Below are 23,430 nucleotides of genomic sequence, written 5' to 3'. Positions count from 1 at the left end.
GTTCTCTGTATATGGGGTACTTTCAAATCAATAATACCTAGCGGCTCGGTTAGGTTTAATTACTTTTGCTAGGTTTATTGCACTCAACCCAACCAATATTCAACTAACTTAAAACCTTTAACCTTTCACCTTTAACCTTTCACCTTTAACCTTTCACCTTTAACCTTTCACCTTTAACCTTTCACCTTTAACCTTTTGCCTTTAACCTCTAAATCCAGCTGTAAACCCCCATGACATTTTGATCAAAAAAGCCACACCTCAACATGTGTTAAGGTGTGGCTTTTTACAGCAGCTATAACTAAAAATTAAGCGACATTCGCTGCTAATAGCTCGTTACGTATTAGCTCTGCGCCTTTGCTTAGGGCGTTAAGTTTGCCCTTTGCGATGTCGCGGGGCAGGGGGGCCATGCCGCAGTTGGTGCATGGGTAGAGTTTGTCGGCATCTACATATTTAAGTGCTTCGCGTAGGGTTTTGGCCACCTCTTCGGGAGTTTCTATGGTATTGGTGGCTACATCGATTGCGCCCACCATTATTTTTTTACCGCGTACCAGTTCTAGTAGCTCTATGGGTACATGTGAGTTTTGGCATTCTAGCGAAATAATATCTATATTCGATTTTTGCAGCTTAGGGAATACTTCTTCGTATTGTCGCCACTCGGTGCCAAGGGTTTTCTTCCAATCGGTGTTGGCTTTAATGCCGTAGCCGTAGCAAATATGCACGGCGGTTTCGCATTTTAACCCTTCTATAGCTCGCTCAAGGCAGGCTATGCCCCAGTCGTTTACCTCGTCAAAAAACACGTTAAAAGCGGGTTCATCAAATTGGATTATATCAACCCCTGCGGCTTCTAGCTCTTTGGCTTCTTGGTTGAGTATTTTAGCAAATTCCCATGCTAGTTTTTCACGGCTTTTATAGTGATCGTCATACAGGGTGTCGATCATGGTCATTGGCCCAGGCAGTGCCCATTTAATTGGTTGGCTGGTTTGCTGGCGTAAAAACTTGGCGTCTTCAACAAATACCGATTTAGTACGAGACACAGGGCCAACCACTGTGGGTACGCTGGCGTCGTAACGGTCGCGAATTTTAACTGTTTTACGGTTTTCAAAATCAACGCCATTTAAGTGTTCAATAAAGGTGGTTACAAAGTGCTGGCGAGTTTGTTCGCCATCGCTGACTATATCTACGCCTGCAGTTTGTTGCTCGTGCAGGGAAATACGCAGGGCGTCGTGTTTGCCATCAACCAGCTCACTGCCTTGTAATTTCCACGGTGACCATAAGGTTTCGGGCTCAGCAAGCCATGACGGTTTTGGCAAGCTGCCTGCTGATGATGTAGGTAATAGTTTTTTCATAATAAATGCTGCCTTTAATTTTGTTGTGTGATTAAGCGATACTTGCCGAGAACTCCTGCAATACTGACTGATAAGGCTTAATAAAGTGCTGCTCGGTAAATTTGCCTTGCTCAACCGCTAATTGACCTCGCTCTGCGCGGTCATACACAATTTGCGTTAACGAATGATCGTCATTTTTTAAATTCGGTTTATAACGGCTACCTGCGGCGGCGTTGGCGTTATAAATTTCTGGACGATAAATTTTTTGAAACGTTTCCATGGTGCTAATAGTGCTAATTAGTTCAAGGTTGCTGTAGTCGTTAAGTAGGTCACCAAAAAAGTAAAACGCTAATGGTGCAACGCTGTTTGGTGGCATAAAGTAGCGCACTTGTAAGCCCATTTTTTTAAAGTATTGCTCTGTTAACGACGACTCATTAGGCTGATACTCTACGCCTAAAATAGGGTGTAAGTTTTCGGTTTGCTGATAGGTTTTGTTATCTGACACGCTTAAACAAATAACCGGTGGCTTTTTAAAGTGCTGTTTATAGGTATTTGAGTTTACAAAGCATTTAAACAACTTGCCGTGTAAGTCACCAAAGTTATCGGGAATGCTAAATTGCGGTTTGCTTTTGTTATGCTCAAGCAATAACACGCTAAAGTCGTAGTCGCGCACATACGATGAAAAGTTATTACCCACCATGCCTTCTATTCGCTCGTTGGTTTGGCGGTCAATAATATTGGTTTTTAATACCTCAATTGACGGAAATGCTTGGCCACTGCCTGCAATGTCTAAATCAACCGAAATGATCTCGAGCTCAATCTCGTAACGATCCCCTTGTGGGTTATCCCAACTGGCCAGTGCATTAAAACGATTGTTGATCATTTTTAGGGTATTACGCAGGTTTTGTTGGCGGCTTTCACCCCTAGCTAAATTAGCGAAATTGGTCGTAATTCGTGTGTTATTTGACGGATGGTAGTTTTCATCCAAGTTAGTGCTTTTAATAGTAAATGTAAGATCAGTGCTCATAGCCGTATCCTTTCAATTTGAGTTGTTACTGCTTTTATCAATGGCACATTACTCGCTGTTAAAACCAAACTAACGGGATAACTGTAATGGTGCTTTGCAGAGTTAATAAATTTATACGCGCTATGTAGCATGAAGAAAAACGGTATTATTTCAGGTAAAACATGAGCCAGATTCATTCTTTAACAAAGTTGAATGGATAAATTAGGCTAGTAGACGCTCCCACTCAGAAAAAACCAACTTTAGAAGTCTAGATTTCTAGATGTTTTTACGGGTTTTGTGATTTATTCATACAAAACGTGAGTATTATTCAATGCTCATAAGTACTTAAAGTCCAATTTGCATAAACGGTTGTTGATATACTCGAATAAACTTAGGTGAGCTTAAGCGCTTTATTAAGCAGCTCGCCGTCGCAGAACTTTCCACAACATAAGAAGAGACAAAAGGAATGAGTGATTTAATAGTGTTAATTATATACTGCGCCATATTAGGTAGCGGTGTTGGTTTTTTAGCAGGCTTATTAGGAATAGGGGGCGGGCTGGTGATTGTGCCCATACTCAGCATGATATTACTGCACTTTAATGCTTTGCCACCTGAACAAGTAGTGGTGGTTGCCATTGCGACCTCACTGGCCTCTATTTTATTTACCTCGACTTCGTCGGCTATTGCGCATCATAAAAATGGCAATGTACCATGGAATATTGCACCTTGGGTTATGGCAGGCGTTGCCTTTGGTGCGCTTATTAGTGGCTTTATAGCTGCGCTGTTACCCGAGCATGTAGTGCGTTTGGTATTTGCTGTAAGCGTGGTGCTAATTGCATTAAAAATGATTTTTTCAGGTAAGAATGACTCAGCAATAGCGCGCCCGTTACCAAACAAAGGGTTGCTGAGTGTTTATACGACCATAACCGGTGGCTTGTCTGCCATGATAGGTATTGGCGGCGGGGCAGTATTAGTGCCGTTACTGACGTTTTTTTCTGTCGATATGAAAAAAGCCATTGGCTGCGCCTCGGCCTCAGGCATTGTGATAGCGCTGTTTGGTTCAATGGGTTATATCAGTTCAGGCAGCCAGTTATTTAGCCTAAAAGAAGGATTTGCAGGCTTTGTATATTTGCCCGCTTTATTGGGTATTGTATGCACCTCATGGTTTACTGCGCCACTCGGTGCTAAAGCCACCCATTATTTGCCAGTTTCAACCATAAAGAAAATATTTGCCGGCTTATTAATTGTAATGGCAATTAATATGTTTACTCGATAAGGTTAAAGTTCGCAGGCTTGCTTGTGAATATATTTTGAAATAAAAAACTTTAAGGCAAGGATGCTATGAAAATAATTAAATTAAGGGATAAAGTTGATAAAACAATCTTAAGTGTTGCTTTGTTCTTTTTGATATCACCTATTATAGGGTTAATTACAGGAACTGCCCATCAGCTTGGAACGACAGGCAGCGACTATCAACAAGCATCGTTAATTGATGACCCAGAGCAATACTGGCAAATTATTATCATGCAACTTACTATTACTTTAGCTATCGGTATCCAAGGGTTTATTACATTTCCAGCCTTAATTGCCGCACGCCAAAAAATATTAAAGTTTAGAGATAACAATAAAATAGTAGCCAATATCATATTTTATTTGCTCACTCCGGTATTCTTTATCGCTTTGTTGATATTTTTAATATATTTATTTGAACTGTAAGGTTTTAGATCCGTAACCCGCACCCCGACGCCCGTTAATCTTAAGACGATTAACTAAAATCTACGTCATTTGCGCATGCTTTATAAATTCATCATAAATACTGTCTTTAATTAGCCTGTCAGGCGTAAAAGCATAATAATGCTGATAAACATTATCAATTGTACCAATGTAATTAACGCCGTAATGGCGCTCTACTTCGGCTCTTACCAAAATAGGCGCAGGGAATATCCCAAACCCTTGCTCACCTAACGACTTCATTAATGCGCTGTCGTCAACATGGCCAGCTATTGTCATTTCAATGTCTTGCTCTTGCAGCCAATAATAAATAGCCCGCGCGACGGGGCTTTCTTTTGCGGGGAGCACTAGAGGCTTGTTATTTAAAGACTGCGGAAACTGCTTATGTAACTGCGAATGCCATGTTTCGTTACCAAAAAGAGCGATTTGGCTTTTACCTATTTCATGGCAAAACGCCTTAAATGGCAAGGTGGTATCGAGTGGTTTATCAGCTAACACTAAGTCGAGCTTATGAATCGCCATTTGCGCAAGCAGTTCATCTTGTTGGCCGTCAATACAGTGCAAGTTTGTAATACGGTCGTTATTAATTAAAGGCGCTAGCCACTTAGACACCAGTGATTTGGGTAACACATCTGAAATACCGACCTTTAACGTTCGTGAATAGTGCGTGGTATCACCTTGCGTGGTTTCTAGCCATTCGTGAGCAATAGCAAACATATCATTAGTGTACTGCTGAGTTACATGGCCAAACTCCGTTAACTGTAGGCCTCGCCCTTGACGAATAAATAGCGGTTTTCCTAGTCGTTGCTCTAAGTTAGTAATTTGCGAGCTGACCGTTTGCGGCGTTAAATTAAGTATTTTACTCGCCGCTGCAATACTGCCGTGCTTACTTACTTGCCAAAAATAATATAAGTGATTGTAGTTAATGTTGGTAATCATTCGAAAATACCTGTTTTAAAGTAAGAAATAATCAGCTTTTTCCTTTGCCACTAAGTTAGTAGATTACAGTCATGCCTGCAACATAGTTACTATTAAAAGGTGTAATTGCATGAAGCTAAAACTTACAGTTAAAAACAAGATAATTAACGCAAGTGAAAAGATGTCGCTTTTGAAGTTGATAAAAAGCCAATTGGCAAAACATGCTTTGAATATTCGTAAAGTTGAGATTCAAATAAATGATTTTTCGAGTGAGCGCCACGGCACTTTGCAGCAATGCAAAATTAATATTCTTTTGCCTGGGCTACCCAGTATTAATGTAAATACAAAGGGAAGAAGTATGCTGCAAGCGATAAAGCGGGCACTTAAAAGTTTGCAGCACATTATCGTTAATAAGTACCAACCTTCGCAACCAAGCTCTTAGTTTGTATTAATATCGCACTTGCAGTAGCATGGATGCTACTCTTTTAATGCCTCTCTAATTCCAAGCTATGTTTAATATTAGACGATTCAATTATTGACTATTGAGCAGTATTTCCTTGTTGGGTTTTGTTGGACTATACCCAACTTACCGTAACTAAAATTCTTTGACCTTGTTCCTTTAACCTTTGACCTCAATTGTAAACCACCGCACCATTTTGATTAAAAAGAGAGTGAAATTTTCAATTACCTAAATTCATAGTTTATTGTGAATTTATTAGGTTCATGCCTATTAATTTACTAATTCACAAAATACTGTGAATTTATCCTTTAGTGAGTTAACTTTCATAATAATTCACAAAATATTGTGAATCATTAGCTTTCCTGTACTATTTTTACTATTATTCACAAAACACTGTGAATTTTGGATGGGTTATGGAAGTCACGATAAAGTCAGCAAAACAATTAGGTAAATTGGCAAGTATAGTGAGGAAAAGCCAAAAGCTTGATCAAAAAACTGCGGGAGATTTCTCCGGTATTAGTATTAATACAGTGAGTGACTTTGAAAATGGCACAGGTTCGTTATCAATCGGCCGCGCGTTTGATTTAATGGAAGCTTTAGGCTTAGAAGTAAAAATAGACGTGGTTGTACCTCAACATGATGAAAAGGCTAAAAGTAAATTACTAATGCAAATCCAGAACATGGTGGCTGGCAATGAATAATAGATCACTTGATGTTTATGCTGGCAAACAGCTCATGGGCCAGTTACAAGATAGTAATGGTTTTTGGTCATTTAAATACGATCAAGATTGGCTTAACTCAGCTAATAAATTTGCAATAACTCCCAGCATTCCATTACAAGATCAAATCATTCTTGATTCTGGTACTACGCGGCCTGTGCAGCAGTTTTTTGATAATTTACTGCCAGAAGAAAATGCACGTGAGTTATTGGCAAAAGAAGTGAAAGTGGATCACGAGGATTCATTTGCTCTACTTACTGCATCCGGCATTGAGTCTGCTGGTGCTTTAACTCTTTTACCAGAGCATGTCGATTTTCCAAGCCCTAGTGCAATACCGTTACCTTTTGCCGAGCTATCTAGGCGAATTAAAAACTTACCCAGAGCACCGTTAAATATCCGCCAAAGTAGCCGTATGTCACTTGCTGGCGCGCAGCATAAAATGCTAGTTATTAAGCTCGGCGATGAATTATTTGAAGGAAATGAAGGCACACCTTCAACTCATATACTTAAACCAGATCATTCTGAGCCAGACCAATATTGGCAAACGACATGCAATGAATGGTTTATGATGAAACTAGCCAAGCGCCTAGGAATAGATGTACCCAATGTGCAGCTCATTTATACACCCGAGCCAGCCTATTTGGTTGAGCGCTTTGACCGTGCAGGAAGTTATCCTGATCAAGAGCGTAAGCATATTATAGATAGTTGCCAGCTGTTAAGTTATAGCAGACACTCCAAATATTCTGCATCAACGGTTGAAACATACCAAAAAATACTCAATAACGTACGCCCTAAAGCGGCAACGGCCATCAAGTTATATCAATGGGTGATTTATAATTTATTAGTCGGGAATGGGGATGCGCATTTAAAAAATATTAGCTTTTATTACGAAAACGGATCTGCGCAAATAACACCGTTTTATGATTTATTAAGCACCATTATTTATGTTTCAGAAGGTGGTAACCCTCTAGAAGAAGCCTTATCCGTTCCTATCAATAATAAAAAACGTTTTTGTGATGTTACTAAAGCAGATGTAATCGCTTTTGCAAAAGAGCTCGGTATTCCAAACTCTGCCGCAGTAAAGCAACTAAGTTATTTTGTAGATAATATAGAGAGTGAATTTAGCAACTTATACCAAGAAGTTGTAAATATGCCATCTGCGGATGTACGCGCAGCGGAATTAAGAATGTTAAGACAAGTGCAGTTTTTAGTAGTTAAAGAAATGGTTGGGCGGCTGAGTTAAAACAAGGAAATGAGGATTAATAAAAGTTCCTCATGAACACAACGTTTTAGCCCGTTTCGATAAAAAATTTTCATTCAGTATGGACTTCCTATAGTTAGTGTTGGGTGCTGTTGTACTTCAAACAAAACCTTTGACCCCCCCCCCGTTACATTTTGATTGAAAAAGCCGCACACTAATAAATTGAGTTCTTATCTTAGCTCCCAAGATCAGTATTTAGATTCCCATTATTAAACTCTTGCTAAATATATTGATTCTAAAACACACTAGACTAAGGGTTTTTGAATAGATATCATCTGTCTAAATAAATGTAAAAGGAAGAACATTATGACTTGGAAACATACCGGAAAAGCATCCGCTTTTAACCATATTGGGCTAGACGAGGCAACTGCTCAATCATATAACTTAACTTGTGACCCTGTAGATCTAAAAAGTACTCGAATTTTAATCACATAACAAGCCTTAGCTATGCTGGCCAATTTAAATCAATTTGACCAACAAAAAGTGATTAAAGAAATTACCTTTGTTTGCAAAAATCCAAATAGTTGTAGTTCGGTTAAGCACAGCACGCTGCCATTTAAACGCTTATTTCGCTCTAGAGACCAATTCAAGTCATATCATTATCTAATAGACTTTAAAATTACAGCAGATAACCAAGTGGTAATTCACGATATATATTTCGATGTTAGTGCCACTGGACCAAAGCCAAGAGCAAGCCTAGAACGAAACATGTTATACAATGTAAAACGCCAAGGTGGTCGATTTACTGGGGCTTGGGATAGTGATGAGTTGCAACAGAATAAAGACTCATGGGGATTATCAGGTTCTGGAGCTACTCAAGTTTCTAATCATCATGCAGCAGTGAATGGGATGCAGAATAATTTAAATAAAGCGGCTTGGTTAATGGGCGCTCACTTAGATGTAGCTTACCCTAAAGATAGTTTTGATACATACACTTTATTCCACAACCCGACTGATCGCATGCTGTATGACGTTGTTGAATGCATATTTGATAAACGCAAAGGAACTAAATCACAAAATGCACAACATTTGGCGGCCATTTTTTTTCAATCTCAGCAACAAGGAAAGAAAATAAAATGGGTAGTACACAGTCAAGGGGCTATTATTTTTACTGCGGCGCTTGAAGAATTTGCTAAAACTCATACTATTCGACTAACTTCTCAACAAGTAGCAGTTCACTCACCTGGAGCATACCTTCCGCGATTAAAATCCGCAGCAGCGCGATTGGGTATGTTAGTACATCAAGCTAATAGTAACCCCTTTGATGTAGTACCTAATATGGCAGGACAAAATAATCTATCTCCCAGCAGTTTAATTCGTAGCTTAAAGTTTATGAGTCTTACCTTTTTAGGAACAGAATTAACCAGCCCACATACATTACCTTATTTGGGGCTAGAGTCTTATCATACTCAATTGCGCTTAGCTGGTAATCATCGGAGAGCACAAGACGTACTAAATTATATAGAGAAAAATACTTAGAGTGGTTGTATTGAGAGGGATAGTTAAATGCTAATGAAAAAAATACTCCGCGGTTATCGCGGAGGCCCTGATTTTAATAATATTCAAAAAGAGCATTATTACCTAGACGAAGAGCTTAAATTGACCGTTGCTCTTCCAGTTTGTAATCCGTTGAAACAACCTAAAACAAAAATTGTAAATTATCCTTTTACAGAAGCAAATTGGTTTGAAACTAGCTATAGTCAGATTCGACATTCTAGATATATTCCAATTCATGAGTCCTATTGGTTTTATTGGCCTCTAATGCGAACGCCGATGTCAGATGAGTTGGGAAGCCTGCGGCTCAATATTACTATTGGAAAGCTCGCATCTCCAGTCACTAGCACTAAAGAACTCGGCCATGCCATTCTAAAGGAATATAACGACTATTATAATTCCTCTTCAATAGGTAAATATTTTAAAGGGCATAATACTGAGCTCATCAATGAAATAGAAGCTCATTCTGCTCGCCGAGCTACACCATTTTCAGACGAAGAAAAGCAACATCACATAGAGTCTAACTTATTAAATTCAGGTTTCCCTGAAATATCTCAATTTGATGAATGTACATTTAACAATATTGAGTGGATAAAATATACAGAGATTCGTTCTAACGAAACAAAGAAAAAATACATTTTTGCAACGCAATTGAATGAAAAATATTATCTTATGGCTAATTTTACATTCGATCTAAATATGTCTCAAAATGATAAACCTTGGTACAAAGACGCTAATGCAGCTATTACCCCTTTAATGGAAGGTATTATGCTTAAGCATATAGAAAGTCTAAAAGAGAATAGTAAATTATTAAATAGCTCTGCTGATAGCTAAATTAATACTACTTAAGAAAGCAAAAGACCAAAGTCATCTTCCAGTAAAGTTTACTCAGGTTCTTGTTATTTAGGTTTAGTATAAGGACATGAGACTTCCTTTCTCAAGGTTAACCTTTACACCCTGCTGTAAACCCCCATTACATTTTGATTAAAAAAGCCGCATACTAATAATTAGTGTGCGGCTTTAGTATTTTACTTTTAAAGCGATTACTTGGTTAGTAAGTGCTTTTCAAAAAAGTCAGCCATCATTGTATGGTAATGCAAGGTGGTGCCTTTACCTTCACGTAGGCTATGTGAGCGGTTAGGGTATGAGAAAAACTCAAACTGCTTGTTATGCTTTACAAGCTCGTCAATTAAGCGCTCAGAGCCTTGATAATGCACGTTATCATCGCCTGTGCCGTGAATAAGCAATAGCTTACCGGTTAGGTTTTTAGCAAAGGTAATAGGCGAGGTGTTATCGTAACTCTCAGGATCGGTGTTTGGGTTGCCCGCATAACGCTCTTGGTAAATGGTGTCGTACAAACGTATATCTGGCACCGGTGCTGAGGCAATGCCCACTTTAAATTTATCACCGTGGCGGAACAGTAAGTTAAGGGTTGAACTACCGCCACCTGAATGGCCCCACACGCCAACACGGTCGGTGTCGATTACATCCCAACGTTTGGCCATCGCATCTAGCGCATCAACTTGATCTTGCACGGTAATTGAGCCAATTTTTTTATAAATTGATTTACGCCAATCGCGGCCTTTTGGTGCACGTGTACCACGATTATCAACCGATGCCACAATAAAGCCTTTTTGCGTTAGTAACGATTTATATAAGTAACTGTTACCTTCCCAGCGGTCTTGCACGGTTGAACCCCATGGTTCGCCGTATACGTAAAACACAATTGGGTATTTTTTACTTTTATCCATGTTCTCTGGGAACATAATGTAGCCGTCAAGCTCGGTGCCATCTTGCGCGTTTACTTTAAAAAACTCATGCTTTGGTAAGCTTTGTTCAGCCAGTTTTTGTTTAAGCTTTGTATTTTCAACTAAGGTTTTTACATTACTATGATCTGCCACTTTAATAATCTCTTTAGTCGGTGGCTTACCAAATTTTGAGTAAGTGTGCATAGCCCATGAGGCATCTTTTGACATGTAGTAGCTGTTTGAGCCTTCAAACTCAGCAGGTGTGACCCGTACCGGTTTGCTGCTGCCATCAAGCGGTGTGCTGTATAAATAACGCTGACCAGGATCGTTTGGCGAGGCAATAAAATACATTACGTTTTTATCTTCATTGATGCTCAGCATATCAATAATGTCGTAATTGCCTGGGGTTAGGTCGATAATAGTTTTGCCATCGCGCGATACACGGTAAAGATGACGCCAACCGTCGCGTTCGCTATGCCAAATAAAAAACTCACCGTCTTTTGACCAGTTGGCTTTATAAAACCATTCGATAAACGCATCGTCTTTGTCTTCTAAAATTTTAGTCAGTTGCTGCTTTTGCCAATCAAACAACCAGACCTTATTGTGGCTTTGTGGGCGGTTTAAGTCTTGAATCATTAATTCATTACCGCTGCCTGCCCAGCTAATACGCGGAATATAACGGTCGCGGTTATCGCCTTCAAGCTCAGCCCAACGGGTTTGTTTATCAGCAAGGCTTACCACACCAACACGCACGGCAGAATTGGTTTCACCCGCTTTAGGATAAGGGAACTCTTTAAGGGTAGGGTACAGTTCGTCAGTGTTGTTGATCATAGTGAAAAATTTAACGTCACTGGTATCAAGCTGCCAATAGGCAATTGATTTGTTGTCGGGGCTCCAACGAAAACCATCGGCAATAGTAAACTCTTCTTCGTATACCCAATCAAAATTACCGTTAACAATGGTGGCACTGCCATCGGTTGTGAGCGCGGTTACATCGTTACTACCAACCGCTTGCATATAAATATTGTTGTCGCGTACGTAAGCCACTTTTGAGCTATCTGGCGAGAACTTAGCAAACATTAACTTAGTTGGCTCAACGTCTTTACCACCAAGTTGCTGTAATTGGTTAGTCTCAAGGTTAAGTAACCAAAAATCCCCTCTGCTGCGCGAACGCCAAACTTGCTCACTGTTGGTAAATACCATCAGCCATTTACCGTCTTTTGACCACTGATAGCTTTCGATTGCAAATGGCTCGTCTGCGCCCTCTGGCAACAGTTTTTCAAACTCAACCAATACTTTACGGCCTGTGCCGTCAGCATTGTAAAATACAATGTCGTTGCCTTTTACACCGTGCTCTTTGTCGTCATCGGTGTTGTTATCGTCTGCTTTTTCTTTTTCGCTTTCGCGCTCTTCAAGCACAGTGTAGCCGGTACCATCGTCTAGCCACTTAAAGTAAGTGCTTCGCTGGGTTTTAAACTCTTTATCTTTATAAATTTGCGCTAGGCTTAATGGATTATTCACGGTACTCATCGCTGCATTATTGTTGGTTGTTATGCTGGTACTTGAACATGCTTGCAAGCCTAAGCCCGCAACAATGGCGAGTGCCAAGCCCGATATTTTGATCAGATTCATTGTTATTGTTCCTTGGGTCTGCTGACCTTTATGGATTAAGGCGCTTATTACATTTACTGTAACAAAATAACCTACACAATATCAGCATGCTTAACGCACAAAGCTATGGTTTAAACCCAAACTTTTATAATTATACCATGCTGGATTTTTAAATTCTTCACTGAGCGTGTCGATTAGTGCTCTTACTGTTGCCGATAAATGCTGACGAGAAGGGTAAAGCACATATATTTTCATTGGGTTTAATGTCCATGGCGCTAATACACGCTGCAAGCGACCATCAAGTATATATTGATTTGCCAAATACGTAGGCTGTACTGAAATACCACCACCGGCTATGGCTGCATGAAGTAATGTGGTGGCCTCGTTTGCACTTAAATTGCATTTAACATCAACAGATTGAAACTCATCCCCGTTGTGTAAATGCCAAATATATCGGTCGAAGTTTTTATAGCCTAAACACTGATGAGCGCTTAACTGTTGTGGTGTCGTTATTGGCGGATAATCAGCAAGGTAGTCGGCTGAGGCCACTAATATAGATTCACACTCGGCAATAGGTTTACCTATTAACGAAGGATCAGGATTGGCTGCAATACGTATTGCCAAATCAACACGCTGCTCTATTAGATCTGTGGTTGAGTCTTCAAGATCTATGTCTATTTGCACGTTAGGGTGACGTTTCATAAAGCGTGTAAATATAGGGGCTAATTGTGCAAAGCTTAACGACATACTGGTCGCTACTCGAATTTTACCTGACAACTGTTGCTGGCTTTTAGTTTGTTCAACTAAACGGTTAGCCTGTGCTAACCATTGCTCTATTTCGGGTAAACAGGCCTCGCCAGCGGTGGTAAGTGTAACTTTGCGGGTAGTTCGGTGTAGCAAACGAGTATTGAGCCATGCTTCTGCCGACTCAATATGACGAGTAACCATAGGGCGTGACATTTCAAGCCGAGCGGCAGTGGCAGTAAAACTGCCTGAGTAGGCAACATCAACAAAAACCTGCGCTGCGGTGAGTTTATCCATAGTATTTGCACGATTTATGAAACAATGATGCTAATTATTGGTTGTTTTTCTGAACATATCAAACCTTTATTATGCTCGCATTAGCAACCAATGATGAGAATACCATGAACCTACGCACGCTTTTATTAAGCACACTATTAACCAGCAATATCGCTATTGCAGACGAAACCCCATTAACCCTTGATGTGTATAACGCTGACAGCAATAGCTTTCATGTTAATGCCACGCTGGTTTATGGCCGTACCGATGCAATTTTAATTGATACCGGATTTACCAAAGCTGATGCACTGCGCATTGCCGCCAAAGTAATTGACTCTGGTAAACAACTAAAAACTATTTTTATTAGCCAAGCCGATCCTGATTACTACTTTGGCGCTGAAGTGTTACAACAGTTTTTTCCTGAGGCAGAGGTTATTACCACACCGGCAGTGCACCAAAAAATAGCAGCAAAGCTTAAAGGTAAACTTGCTTTCTGGACCCCAATAATGGGGGAAAACGCACCAAAAAACCCCGTCGTACCTAAGGTATTTAATGGTAATAGCTTAAAAATAGAAGGCCATACCATTGAAATTCGTGGCACAGAGGGTGAGCATAATCATCGCCCATATTTATGGATACCTGATAATAAAGCTATTTTAGGGAATGTGGCTGTATACGCTAATGTTCATTTATGGATGGCCGATGCACAAACTCAGGCAGAGCAAAATGCATGGGCAAAGCAACTTAATGAAATGAAAGCACTCAACCCTGACGTGGTGATCCCTGGGCATATGAAAGCAGGCACTCAATTAGATGCTGCAAATATTGATTTTTCAATTCAGTATTTAAAGGATTTTGCACACGCTAAGCAAAGTAGTGATAGCAGTAAGCTGCTGATAGATAAAATGACCAACTCATACCCAGAGGCTGTATTACCTATGGCTCTTAGCATTGGCGCTAAAGTTCATAAAGGCGAAATGAAATGGTAATTGCTTACGCTTAACCACTGTAATAAATACAGTAGAACCAAAAAACACGCCTAGCAAAGTCTGGCGTGTTTTTTATTATTGCCACAAATACATACTGGCTCGTTTATTGGCAATATTTAATTCAAATACCTCAGTGCTTGCACACATAGCAGCGCCATAGCATACATGTAGCGGTAACAAGTGCTCTTCTCTAGGGTGATTAAAGCGTGCAGCTGGAGCTTGCTGCCATGCTAATAATTGCTGTTCACGCTGTTGCTCGGTTAATGTTTGATCTGCGATTGTGCTTACCAACCAATTTTCAAATGCCTGATTTTGCTGGTTAACATCGTTTGATTGAGTAACACCAAAAGCGCGCATATTATGGAAGGTAAAGCCTGAGCCTATAATTAATAAGTTATCGTAATCAATACGTTGCAACGCTTTACCAATTTCAACATGCAACAGCGGATCAAGGCTTGGGTGCAAGGATATTTGCACACAGGGAATATCGGCCTCTGGATACATAATTTTTAACGGTACAAACATACCGTGATCAAAACCACGCTGTGGATCGAGTTTTGAGTCAATATTATGTGTTGCGAGCGCTTGTTGTACTAAATTAGCAAGTTGCGGCTGGCCAGTACAAGGGTAAGTTAATTGGTACGCCTGCTCAGGAAAACCATAGTAATCATAAATAAGCGGCGGTGAAGAGTGCGCCGTTATACTAATTGGTTGAGCTTCCCAATGCGCGCTGACCATTAAAATAGCAGAAGGCTTTAGGATTTTAGCGGCAACTTGTTCTAAGCAGGCTCGCATTTCTGCATGGTTGGCATCACCTAGTAATGGCATTGGGCCGCCACCATGTGAAATGAAAAAAACGGTTGGGCGTTGCATGTGGTTAATCCTAAAGGACAGGTATCATTATAGTGCCTGCGCAGTTAGTAAATAACTAGCCACATAAACGCACAACCTTAGTGCGCAAATATTATATGTGGTGTTTATTCATCAAGCTCTAAGTGAGCGCGTTCAACGCTTTCTTGAGGTAACTCTTTTTGCACCGATACACCCAGCTCTTTAAATTCTGAGGCTTGTTTAATTAAGTTACCTTTACCACGGTATAACTGAGAAAATGCTTTATCGTAGGTTTCTTTGGCTTTATCGAGCTGTTTACCCACCCCTTCCATACTGGTTAAAAAGCCGTTGAGCTTACTGTAAAAACGCTCAGCACGATTAGCCAGCTCTTTTGAATATTTAGTTTGCTCTTCAAAGCGCCATAACTGCTTAACAATATTTAAACTGGTTAACAGGGTAGTAGGAGTAGCAACCAAAATGTTTTTTTCGATTGCTTGCTGGTAAATGTCGCTTTGGTATTTAAGTGCTTCTACAAACGCAGATTCAATCGGTACAAACATAATAACAACCTCAGGCGAGTTTATCCCTGGTAAACGGTCATACGATTTACTGGCCAACTCATTTATACGGGAAGTTACGGCATTTACATGCTCTTTAATCGCTTGTTGAGATTCCAGCTCTGTTTCGGCATTTACGTAGCGGGTATAGGCATTTAACGATGTTTTTGCATCAATCACTAAGTGGCGTCCTTGAGGTAAATACACCACAACATCAGGGCGCAAACGACCGTCTTCGGTATTAAAAGACACTTCTCGCTTGTAATCGGTGCCAGCTCGAAGTCCTGCGCTATCAAGCACGTTTTCAAGCATTAACTCGCCCCAATTACCTTGGGTTTTCTTTTGCCCTTGTAAGGCATTGCTTAGCTTGTCAGCCTGCTCGGTAATGGCTTGGCTTTTGGCTTGTAAATGTAATAGCTCGGTTTTAAGTGCTGCACGTTGTTTTAAATCTTCAACGTGAATAGATTCCATTTTATCTCTAAAGCCTTTTAGCTCACCTTGAACCGGCTTGAGTAACTGCTCTATGCTTTCTTGATTGAGGGTTTTAAATTTTTGCGATTTTTCTTCTAAGATTTGATTGGCTAAATTTTCGAATTCTTTTTTAAGCGTTTCTTTACTTTGCTCTATATGGGCGAGTTGCTCGCTAAAATGTTGCTGCTTTTGCTCAAGGGTAGTGCGTATATTATTAAGCTCTACATCGCGCAGATTGTATTGCTCGCGCAGGGCGGTTAGCTCGGCTTCGGCTTTACGCCAATATTGATTATAAAGTTGACTTTGTTTTTCTTGCTCAGTTAATCGCGTTTTAAAATGTTGCGCCTGATCACGTTGCTCTTGATGAGTAAGCCCTAACAAGTCGTGCTCTTCCACTAAAGAGGCATATTGATTTTGCGTATGCTCATACTGGCTTTGTAATAACAATAACTGTTGTTGCTGCTCACTCACTTGGCGCTTTATTTTTTTGCTTAACTGGACTGATACAACGCTGAAAATAGCCATACCGGCTATAGCGCCAGTACCAACACTTAACCAATCTAAATGGGATAAAAACGAAGTAAACATAGAATAAACTTTTAAAATTTAGTGACATGCCATCATAACGAATTACGCTCTTTAGCAGTAGGGTAAAACACTAAATTAAGCGCATAAAAAAAGCCAGCTAGTAAAGCTGGCTCAATATTACTAAATTAGTAATCAAACAGGGAAATCAACATGAAACTTGTAAAACAACATATCAACTACAAGCATAATAGTAGACGCGCTCTGATTAAATTAGTTCAAAATAATTTTAAAAAAGTTGAATTTGAGGCATAAAAAAAGCCAGCTAATAAAGCTGGCTCAATATTACTAAATTAGTAATCAAACAGGGAAATCAACATGAAACTTGTATAACAACACATCAACTACAAGCATAATAATAGACCCAGCCATTTGTGATTAGTTCAAAATAAATTAAATAAAAAAATAAATATTTTTAAAAGCAAAAAAAAGCCAGCGCATTACTGGCTGGCTTAATCATTACTATGTCTAGTAACTACTATATGGGATATCAACATGAAAGCTTGGAGAAACTGCAATTTAACCAAGCATATTAATAGACGCCTACAATTTAAATAAGTTCAAAAACTCGTCATGATTTTTTAAAATTATTTTAGCTTTTAATTAAAGACAGCATTTGTTGTTCGTCAAACTGGGTAAAACTCATTGATTTTTCGGTAAATAATGCATCTACAAGCGCTTGCTTATCTTGCTGCATTTGAAATACTTTTTGTTCAATAGAGTTAGCCATAATTAGTTTATAAACAAACACTGGGTTTGTTTGCCCAATTCGATAAGCACGATCGGTGGCTTGTTTTTCAACGGCTGGGTTCCACCATGGATCAAAATGAATAACGGTGTCGGCTTGGGTTAAATTAAGCCCAGTACCGCCAGCTTTTAAGCTAATTAAAAATACCGAAGTAGTGCCACTGGTGAATTCGTCTATCACTTTATCGCGATGGCGCGTTTGCCCAGTTAACATGCTAAATTTAATGTTAAGTGTATTCAAACGCTCGGCAATTAAATCAAGGGCAGAGGTAAACTGGCTAAATATAATCACTTTACGGCCAAGGCTAAGCATTAAAGGTAAGTGGCTCGATAACCATTCTAATTTAGCACTGGCTGCCTCAGTTTCAGGTTCAATGAGTTTAGGATGACAACAAATTTGGCGTAACTTTAATAAAGCTTCTAAAAAAGCGAGTTTACTTTTTTGTACGCCTTGCTCGGCAAATAAATCAATGAGTTTTTCTTCAAGCGCACGGGTTATACCTTGGTACATATCTTTTTGTTTAGGTTCAAACTCAAACTCTTTTATAAGTTCGGTTTTTTGCGGCAGCTCTTGAGCCACTTGGGCTTTAGTACGGCGCAAAATAAACGGCATAATTAACGCTTTTAGTTGCTCTGCACGTTCAATGTTGCTTTCGCGTTCAATAGGGCCTTGAAAATGCTGCTTAAAGTGCGCCTGTGAACCTAATAGCGAGGGCATTGCAAAGTCGAGCAATGACTTTAATTCAAATAAATTGTTTTCAATTGGGGTGCCACTTAAACAAAGCTTAAAGTCGGCATTTAAACGTTTTACCAACCGCGAAACTTGTGCGGTATCGTTTTTAATATACTGGGCTTCGTCAAGAATAATGTTTTCAAAATACAGCGGTGAGTAATAAGCAATGTCACGTTTTAATAGCGGATACGTGGTTAAAATACACTGCGCTTGTGCCAAATGCTGCAACGAGTCATTACGGTGCGCACCAAAAATAGTGGTCACTTTTAAGCTTTTTGCGAACTTGGTAATTTCGTTTTGCCAATTACTCACTAAACTTGTAGGGCACACAATAAGCGTAGGCCCTGCTTGCGGTGTATTGTATGAGCTTGCTAAGTAGGCAATCACTTGTAACGTTTTACCCAAGCCCATATCATCCGCTAAAATCCCACCTAACTGATTACGCTTTAAAAAGTTAAGCCAAGCCACGCCTTCTTGCTGATACTCTCTTAATACTACAGAATCGTGTAAGCCATGAATGGCAGTGTTAGGTGATAGCAGTGCATCGTTATTTAGTTCATCAAGGTAACGCTCTAGTGACGGGTCATGTAGCTCTACATTAATAGCTGTGTGCTGAACTAATTCAGGTAAGTATGAAAGCGGAATGTTAAATTCGTCACGGGTTTTAATAAATTCAAATCGCATTTTAAATTCAATTAATAAATTAAACGCTGCTTTATCAATAACCCCAAATTGACGGCCAACAGGGTAATAATAAAATAATTCACTTTGGCGGTTTAACGATTCATACAGTTTATTATTTACATTTAATAGGGTGGCTACTTTGGTATCGTTTAGCATTACTTTGCTATGCATTTGATGACCTGCAGCTCTGTTTACATGCAATGAGATTTGGCTTTTAGTGTCAGCAACATTAACTTTGCTCATTGATACTTGCCAACCGCGTTGTTTAAAGCTGGGCAGTACCTCGTGCACTAGCCAATGTAAGTGAATAGCCGATTCCTGACTAAAAATAAACTCGCTGTGTAAACCCCCTTTACAAAAATCGAAGCCTAAGTTGACTAACTCATTGGTAACGGTGTTTTCAAAGGCGCTATTAATTAACTTTGCAGGCGCGGTGCCCGCTAAATAGTTTTTATTTTTATACTTAAACGATAACGAAATAGCCATTACTGAGCCCGACATGCTGACTTTAAGTATGGCATTACTCAACGACTTAACAGGCGTGCTTGGTGTATTAGTAGGGTGGGGAATAACACCTACTCCAAAGTTATCAGCAAGCTGCTTATAAATTCGGTCAAAGTTTGTATCGTGCAGCGCCGGTATAGTTTGTAAGTGCGCAATTTCATCAGCACTGAGGGGCGTGCGAATACGGCCTAATTTATATTTATCTAAATCTAAGTAGATGGGCGGCGTTGTTTTAATTAACGCCCAATTAGGAATTTGATCCAAGTGAATTTTTAACTGGGTTACCTCTTTTTGTTTTTCCCAAACAAAGTTAAGAGGTAAACCAGGTTGCGCTTTAATAGATACTCGAGAGCGTTGTAAAAATAATCTGTCTGTGGCTAGTAATTGCTGCAGCGCATTAAAACCCCATTGACCTTTAAGCTCAATATTACCGACCGCATTTTGCGATCGGATCCAGCTATATAATCTAAAATCACTTTCGAGCAAATCGCTAGGGGTTACAAAACTATTAAGCTGTTGCTCAGTTAAATTTCGCCCAAGTGCATAATTATTATTTTTATCGTAGTTGGCAATTTTAGGGGTTAAAAATACTTTGTTGTTTTCTATGTCTAATACAAACAGTAATACTTGCGAGGGTTGAGCTTGGTCGGTGTTTTTAAGTGCGCTTAGTTCACTAAACCAATCATTAATAAAATAATCTTCACCGTACTCACCAGAATGCTCAATTTTAAGCTTTAACAAAATAGCGGCCAAATGGCGGCATTTAGTTTTAACATTACAGGTACAGTGGGTATCGACCGAATAACCAGTTGGTAATTTACTGATCTCAATACGTTGGTTGAACGCGATTCCTTTATCACCTTGCACCGTAGAGTCAACCACAGAAAAATCTGCATTATGTTCTAACCAACTGATTTGGCCGTTTTTATAGTACGATTTTCCTTTGGCTAACACCGCGGGTTTAAATAATTTTTTTATGAATCGCTCAGAAAGAGGAAACTGGGTAGCCTGCTCATTTTTAATTTCTTCAAAAATAGCCATTAAATCATTTTTTGATAAGTTAGCAGACATGTCACTCAAAGTATTAAAATTTAAAAACAATTTTTCCAGTATATGCCTTATCAGCGCTGAGCTAAAGCAATATTATTTTTAAAATAAACTGGTTGGATCTGATTGGTTAGTAAAAAATTGGTTTATAGCGAATTGGCGATCATTGTTTAATTTTGCTCACTAAAAAAGCACGTTTAAATTACAAAAGAAAAACAATTAATTAACTTTAAAAGGAGATTTAGTTAGGCTTAGATCAGGTTTTTACTAACAAGGTGAAAAATGGCATTAAAAGGAGGTGTTTAGTTAGTAAAAATATGATCCTTGATGGTTTAAGCCATGTTTTTAGCCTTTTTATGCCACTAAAGATCAGATTTTTACCAACTAAAAAAGAGGTTTAGATCATGTTTTAACTAACCCAACCCCTTTTACAGATCACGATATTACTAACTAATTAAAGGCACTTAATAACTTAGTAAGTTGCTCTAAGCGCTTGTCTGTCATCACTTTATTATTTATTTTAATTGAAACGTCACCACTTTTAAGGTTACGTTGCACACTAATAAAGTCATTTTCTAAAACCGCTTCACGTTTTGATGCTGTTTTAGGCTCTGCAGTTAGATATTTAGTAATTAGCATAGCGCGCTTGTCGTCGGCTTCTAAGGCGTTAATTTCATCATTGCTGGCAAGTGCAACAACTAACTCGTTAAATGCTTCCTCATCGCGCTCCTTTGCGTTAATCAGCTTTTTAGCAACTTCTCTACCAACATGATTAGCTGTTGGGTAAAGGGCTATAACATCTGCAGATATTTGCTCATACGCTTTTATCGCATCAGCAATCGCTGTATGCGATACCCCTTCAATAACAGCAATTTCACGGTAGGAGCCTTTTTTGCCTTGTTGAATAAGATCGTTTCTAGTTTGCTGATACGCTTGACCCAACTCCCAAAGACTAGGGGCAATGTATTGATCTGATGAAACCGCAAGTACTTTGGCATCTTGCTCGCTAAAGTCACTAGAACTCAATACGAGGTAGTCTGCGCCACCTAAAATACAGGCTTTACGACGTCTAGAGCCAGCTAATACAAGGCTCATATCACCTTGCTCCCACAATAGGGCAGGGTGCTGATTACGGCCATCTTCTTTAATAGCAGGAAGTATATCGGATACCGACTTTTCGTTTAAAAGCGCTTGTACGCGACGATTTTTACCATAAACTTGGGTCGATTTTTCAATCTCGTTGTGAGCAATCACTTTACAAACAAGCGTTATTTCCCGATTAGGATCACTAGGAGCAGGCATACGAATAACATCGCCTGCATTGGCTTGCTCTAAAAGGGCATCTAAGCTACTACTGCCAACAGCGGTTGCAAAGGGATCTAAGCGGGTGTCATTTTTACGTTTTTTAGCCATTTTTAGTCAACATCCTTACTTAGGCGTATTTAATTTAGATTGAGTGGATTGCCAATTAGAACGAATTAGCATTTCGAGTTCATCAACTACATCTTTGATATTTTCTTGTGCGCGCATTAATGACTCTCTACTTGCTAAGCTGTCAGATGCTTTTTGATCAAAAATGGTATTGAACGACGATGAACTCGCAGTAATTGCTGAACTATGATTAATAGGATAGCTCATTACTTGGCGACCAAAAGCACTACGAACATCTTTAACTATGTCACGTTGTGAGTGATTGCCTTTCACATAATTAGTAACTAAAAATTGCATGAAATCCCAACCGTCATGGCCAAGAGCGGCAACAGTATGATAAATCTCACCTAAGCGTTTTAAATATTTATTATTTGCATCAAAGTCTACCGCTTCCGGATGAACCGGTATAAGCATTGCAGTTGAAGCCATTAATGCATTGTAAAACATAAAGTTAAGCGTTGGAGCTGTATCAATTAATAGGATATCAAACTCATCTTTTACCGGCTCTATCACGCGTTCTAATAGCTTGTGGTAATGGCGTGTTTGCTCATAATTAGAGGTGTCTTTGAGTAATGTTGCTGTTTCGTGTTCAAAGTAAAAGTCATCCATACCTGATGGTAAAACACGAATATTAGGAATATGTGTAGGTAAAAAAGAATTAGACACAAATTCTGGCCATGTTTCACCTTCATCAAGGTCAATGCAATCACGCATTAAATCACCAACAGTAATCGGATCGGGCTCTGAAGATGGGAAAAAACTTGATGATGACCCTTGAGGGTCTAAATCAATAATACCGATACGGTAACGTTTAATGTTGGTTGTAGCGAGCGCAGCAGCAATGTTGACCATGCTAGTTGTTTTACCACAACCCCCTTTTAATGAATTGATAACAATAACTTGAAGTTTGTCTGTTGATGCGCGGTGATCAGGCTGTATGTCCATAATATCAGCCATAGCAAAAATATTAACTAAGGTGTAGGCATAGTGGCCGTTTGCACCGCGTTTTATATTTAAATCGTCAAAGTCACCATTGTCATGGCGTCTTTTTAAGGTACGATTATTACAGCCAAGTAAATCAGCTGCTGCTTTTTGGGTGTAAGTTCTTAATTCTTTTTCTTCAGATTTAAGATGGGCGCGGTAATGTTGGATACGTCCTTCTAGTGATTTTTCAGCAACTTCTGCGGTTGCTTTTAAAAGTCGATAAGTATCTAGCGCGTTTTTATTGATAGACATACTTTATTCCTCAAAGTTAGGCGTTTAGTATAATGTCCATTCAATTAGCTGTAAACAACTATTTAAGGCGACATGTCTTTTAAATACATGACATATAAAATAATTTTTACACCTTTAATATTGCTTAGTATAAATAAAGAAGTTTAAGTATGGTTAAATATATAAGGTATTAAAGGCTAAGGGGGTAAAATACATATATAACATTATGATTTATATAAATAATATTAAAAATAGTGGATCAGCATTGTACGTGGTTAAGATCAGATCCTTATCTACTTGCAGATCAGCTTTTTACTAAGCGAGAATTTACAACCTGAGTTAC

The 23,430-nt window shown here is 39.2% G+C and carries 18 protein-coding genes; 8 read left to right on the top strand and 10 right to left on the bottom strand.

Features of this window, described 5'->3' with window-relative positions; all coding sequences use genetic code 11:
- Positions 1 to 305 precede the first annotated feature (305 nt).
- Together BM380_RS14715 and BM380_RS14710 are read right to left on the bottom strand one after the other, a co-directional pair.
- A complete protein-coding gene (locus BM380_RS14715; RefSeq protein WP_090495010.1) occupies positions 306 to 1,346 on the bottom strand; it encodes a methionine synthase in 1,041 nt (346 codons plus the stop codon).
- A gap of 31 nt (positions 1,347 to 1,377) precedes the next feature.
- Positions 1,378 to 2,352 carry a DUF1852 domain-containing protein gene (locus BM380_RS14710; protein WP_090495008.1) on the bottom strand — a complete coding sequence of 325 codons (975 nt, stop codon included), beginning with the start codon at positions 2,350 to 2,352 and terminating at the stop codon, positions 1,378 to 1,380.
- A gap of 445 nt (positions 2,353 to 2,797) precedes the next feature.
- Here BM380_RS14710 and BM380_RS14705 point away from each other — a divergent pair, with 445 nt between their 5' ends.
- Together BM380_RS14705 and BM380_RS14700 are read left to right on the top strand one after the other, a co-directional pair.
- Positions 2,798 to 3,607, top strand: a complete 810-nt coding sequence (locus BM380_RS14705; protein ID WP_076920298.1) for a sulfite exporter TauE/SafE family protein — start codon at positions 2,798 to 2,800, stop codon at positions 3,605 to 3,607.
- Positions 3,608 to 3,672: 65 nt separating this feature from the next.
- Positions 3,673 to 4,047 (top strand): hypothetical protein, encoded by a 375-nt coding sequence (locus BM380_RS14700; RefSeq protein WP_090495007.1) that lies wholly within the window; start codon positions 3,673 to 3,675, stop codon positions 4,045 to 4,047.
- 60 nt (positions 4,048 to 4,107) lie between these two features.
- On the opposite strand, the gene nhaR is transcribed toward BM380_RS14700, so the two are convergent.
- Entirely contained in the window at positions 4,108 to 5,001 is an 894-nt protein-coding gene (gene nhaR, locus BM380_RS14695) for a transcriptional activator NhaR (RefSeq protein ID WP_090495005.1), read from the bottom strand.
- A 109-nt stretch (positions 5,002 to 5,110) separates the two neighbouring features.
- Between nhaR and BM380_RS14690 the strand changes: the two genes are divergently transcribed.
- From BM380_RS14690 to BM380_RS14670, 5 genes are all read left to right on the top strand, one after another.
- Positions 5,111 to 5,422 (top strand): hypothetical protein, encoded by a 312-nt coding sequence (locus BM380_RS14690; RefSeq protein WP_090495004.1) that lies wholly within the window; start codon positions 5,111 to 5,113, stop codon positions 5,420 to 5,422.
- A gap of 431 nt (positions 5,423 to 5,853) precedes the next feature.
- Positions 5,854 to 6,141, top strand: coding sequence for a helix-turn-helix domain-containing protein (locus tag BM380_RS14685; protein ID WP_090495002.1), 288 nt, complete (start codon positions 5,854 to 5,856; stop codon positions 6,139 to 6,141).
- Positions 6,134 to 7,402, top strand: coding sequence for a HipA domain-containing protein (locus BM380_RS14680; protein ID WP_090495001.1), 1,269 nt, complete (start codon positions 6,134 to 6,136; stop codon positions 7,400 to 7,402). Before BM380_RS14685 ends, BM380_RS14680 begins: the two co-directional genes overlap by 8 nt.
- Before the next feature lie 465 nt (positions 7,403 to 7,867).
- The gene (locus BM380_RS14675; RefSeq protein WP_254772077.1) at positions 7,868 to 8,899 is read left to right on the top strand and encodes a hypothetical protein; all 1,032 of its coding nucleotides are present in this window, start codon (positions 7,868 to 7,870) and stop codon (positions 8,897 to 8,899) included.
- Between the two features lie 33 nt (positions 8,900 to 8,932).
- The gene (locus BM380_RS14670) at positions 8,933 to 9,748 is read left to right on the top strand and encodes a hypothetical protein (protein ID WP_254772076.1); all 816 of its coding nucleotides are present in this window, start codon (positions 8,933 to 8,935) and stop codon (positions 9,746 to 9,748) included.
- A 209-nt stretch (positions 9,749 to 9,957) separates the two neighbouring features.
- Here BM380_RS14670 and BM380_RS14665 read toward each other — a convergent pair whose 3' ends face one another.
- On the bottom strand, positions 9,958 to 12,294 hold the full coding sequence (locus tag BM380_RS14665; protein ID WP_090494997.1) for a S9 family peptidase: 2,337 nt from the start codon (positions 12,292 to 12,294) through the stop codon (positions 9,958 to 9,960).
- A 90-nt stretch (positions 12,295 to 12,384) separates the two neighbouring features.
- Positions 12,385 to 13,314: a LysR family transcriptional regulator gene (locus tag BM380_RS14660; RefSeq protein WP_090494995.1), complete on the bottom strand. Its 930-nt coding sequence runs from the start codon at positions 13,312 to 13,314 to the stop codon at positions 12,385 to 12,387.
- Positions 13,315 to 13,385: 71 nt separating this feature from the next.
- On the opposite strand from BM380_RS14660, the gene BM380_RS14655 reads away from it, so the two are divergent.
- The gene (locus BM380_RS14655; protein WP_090494981.1) at positions 13,386 to 14,282 is read left to right on the top strand and encodes an MBL fold metallo-hydrolase; all 897 of its coding nucleotides are present in this window, start codon (positions 13,386 to 13,388) and stop codon (positions 14,280 to 14,282) included.
- A gap of 75 nt (positions 14,283 to 14,357) precedes the next feature.
- Here BM380_RS14655 and BM380_RS14650 read toward each other — a convergent pair whose 3' ends face one another.
- The 5 genes from BM380_RS14650 to BM380_RS14630 form a co-directional block, all read right to left on the bottom strand.
- A complete protein-coding gene (locus BM380_RS14650; RefSeq protein WP_090494979.1) occupies positions 14,358 to 15,155 on the bottom strand; it encodes a DODA-type extradiol aromatic ring-opening family dioxygenase in 798 nt (265 codons plus the stop codon).
- 104 nt (positions 15,156 to 15,259) lie between these two features.
- A complete protein-coding gene (gene rmuC, locus BM380_RS14645; RefSeq protein WP_090494977.1) occupies positions 15,260 to 16,729 on the bottom strand; it encodes a DNA recombination protein RmuC in 1,470 nt (489 codons plus the stop codon).
- Between the two features lie 589 nt (positions 16,730 to 17,318).
- The gene (locus BM380_RS14640; protein WP_090495020.1) at positions 17,319 to 20,465 is read right to left on the bottom strand and encodes a DEAD/DEAH box helicase; all 3,147 of its coding nucleotides are present in this window, start codon (positions 20,463 to 20,465) and stop codon (positions 17,319 to 17,321) included.
- A gap of 426 nt (positions 20,466 to 20,891) precedes the next feature.
- Positions 20,892 to 21,854, bottom strand: a complete 963-nt coding sequence (locus tag BM380_RS14635; RefSeq protein WP_090494976.1) for a transcriptional regulator — start codon at positions 21,852 to 21,854, stop codon at positions 20,892 to 20,894.
- 15 nt (positions 21,855 to 21,869) lie between these two features.
- A complete protein-coding gene (locus tag BM380_RS14630; RefSeq protein ID WP_033103177.1) occupies positions 21,870 to 23,108 on the bottom strand; it encodes an AAA family ATPase in 1,239 nt (412 codons plus the stop codon).
- Positions 23,109 to 23,430 lie beyond the last annotated feature (322 nt).

It is taken from the genome of Pseudoalteromonas sp. DSM 26666, from assembly GCF_900116475.1.
Lineage (GTDB): Bacteria > Pseudomonadota > Gammaproteobacteria > Enterobacterales > Alteromonadaceae > Pseudoalteromonas > Pseudoalteromonas tetraodonis.
The sequence above is the reverse complement of the archived record's forward strand: the minus strand, read 5'-3'. Positions and strand labels throughout refer to the sequence as shown.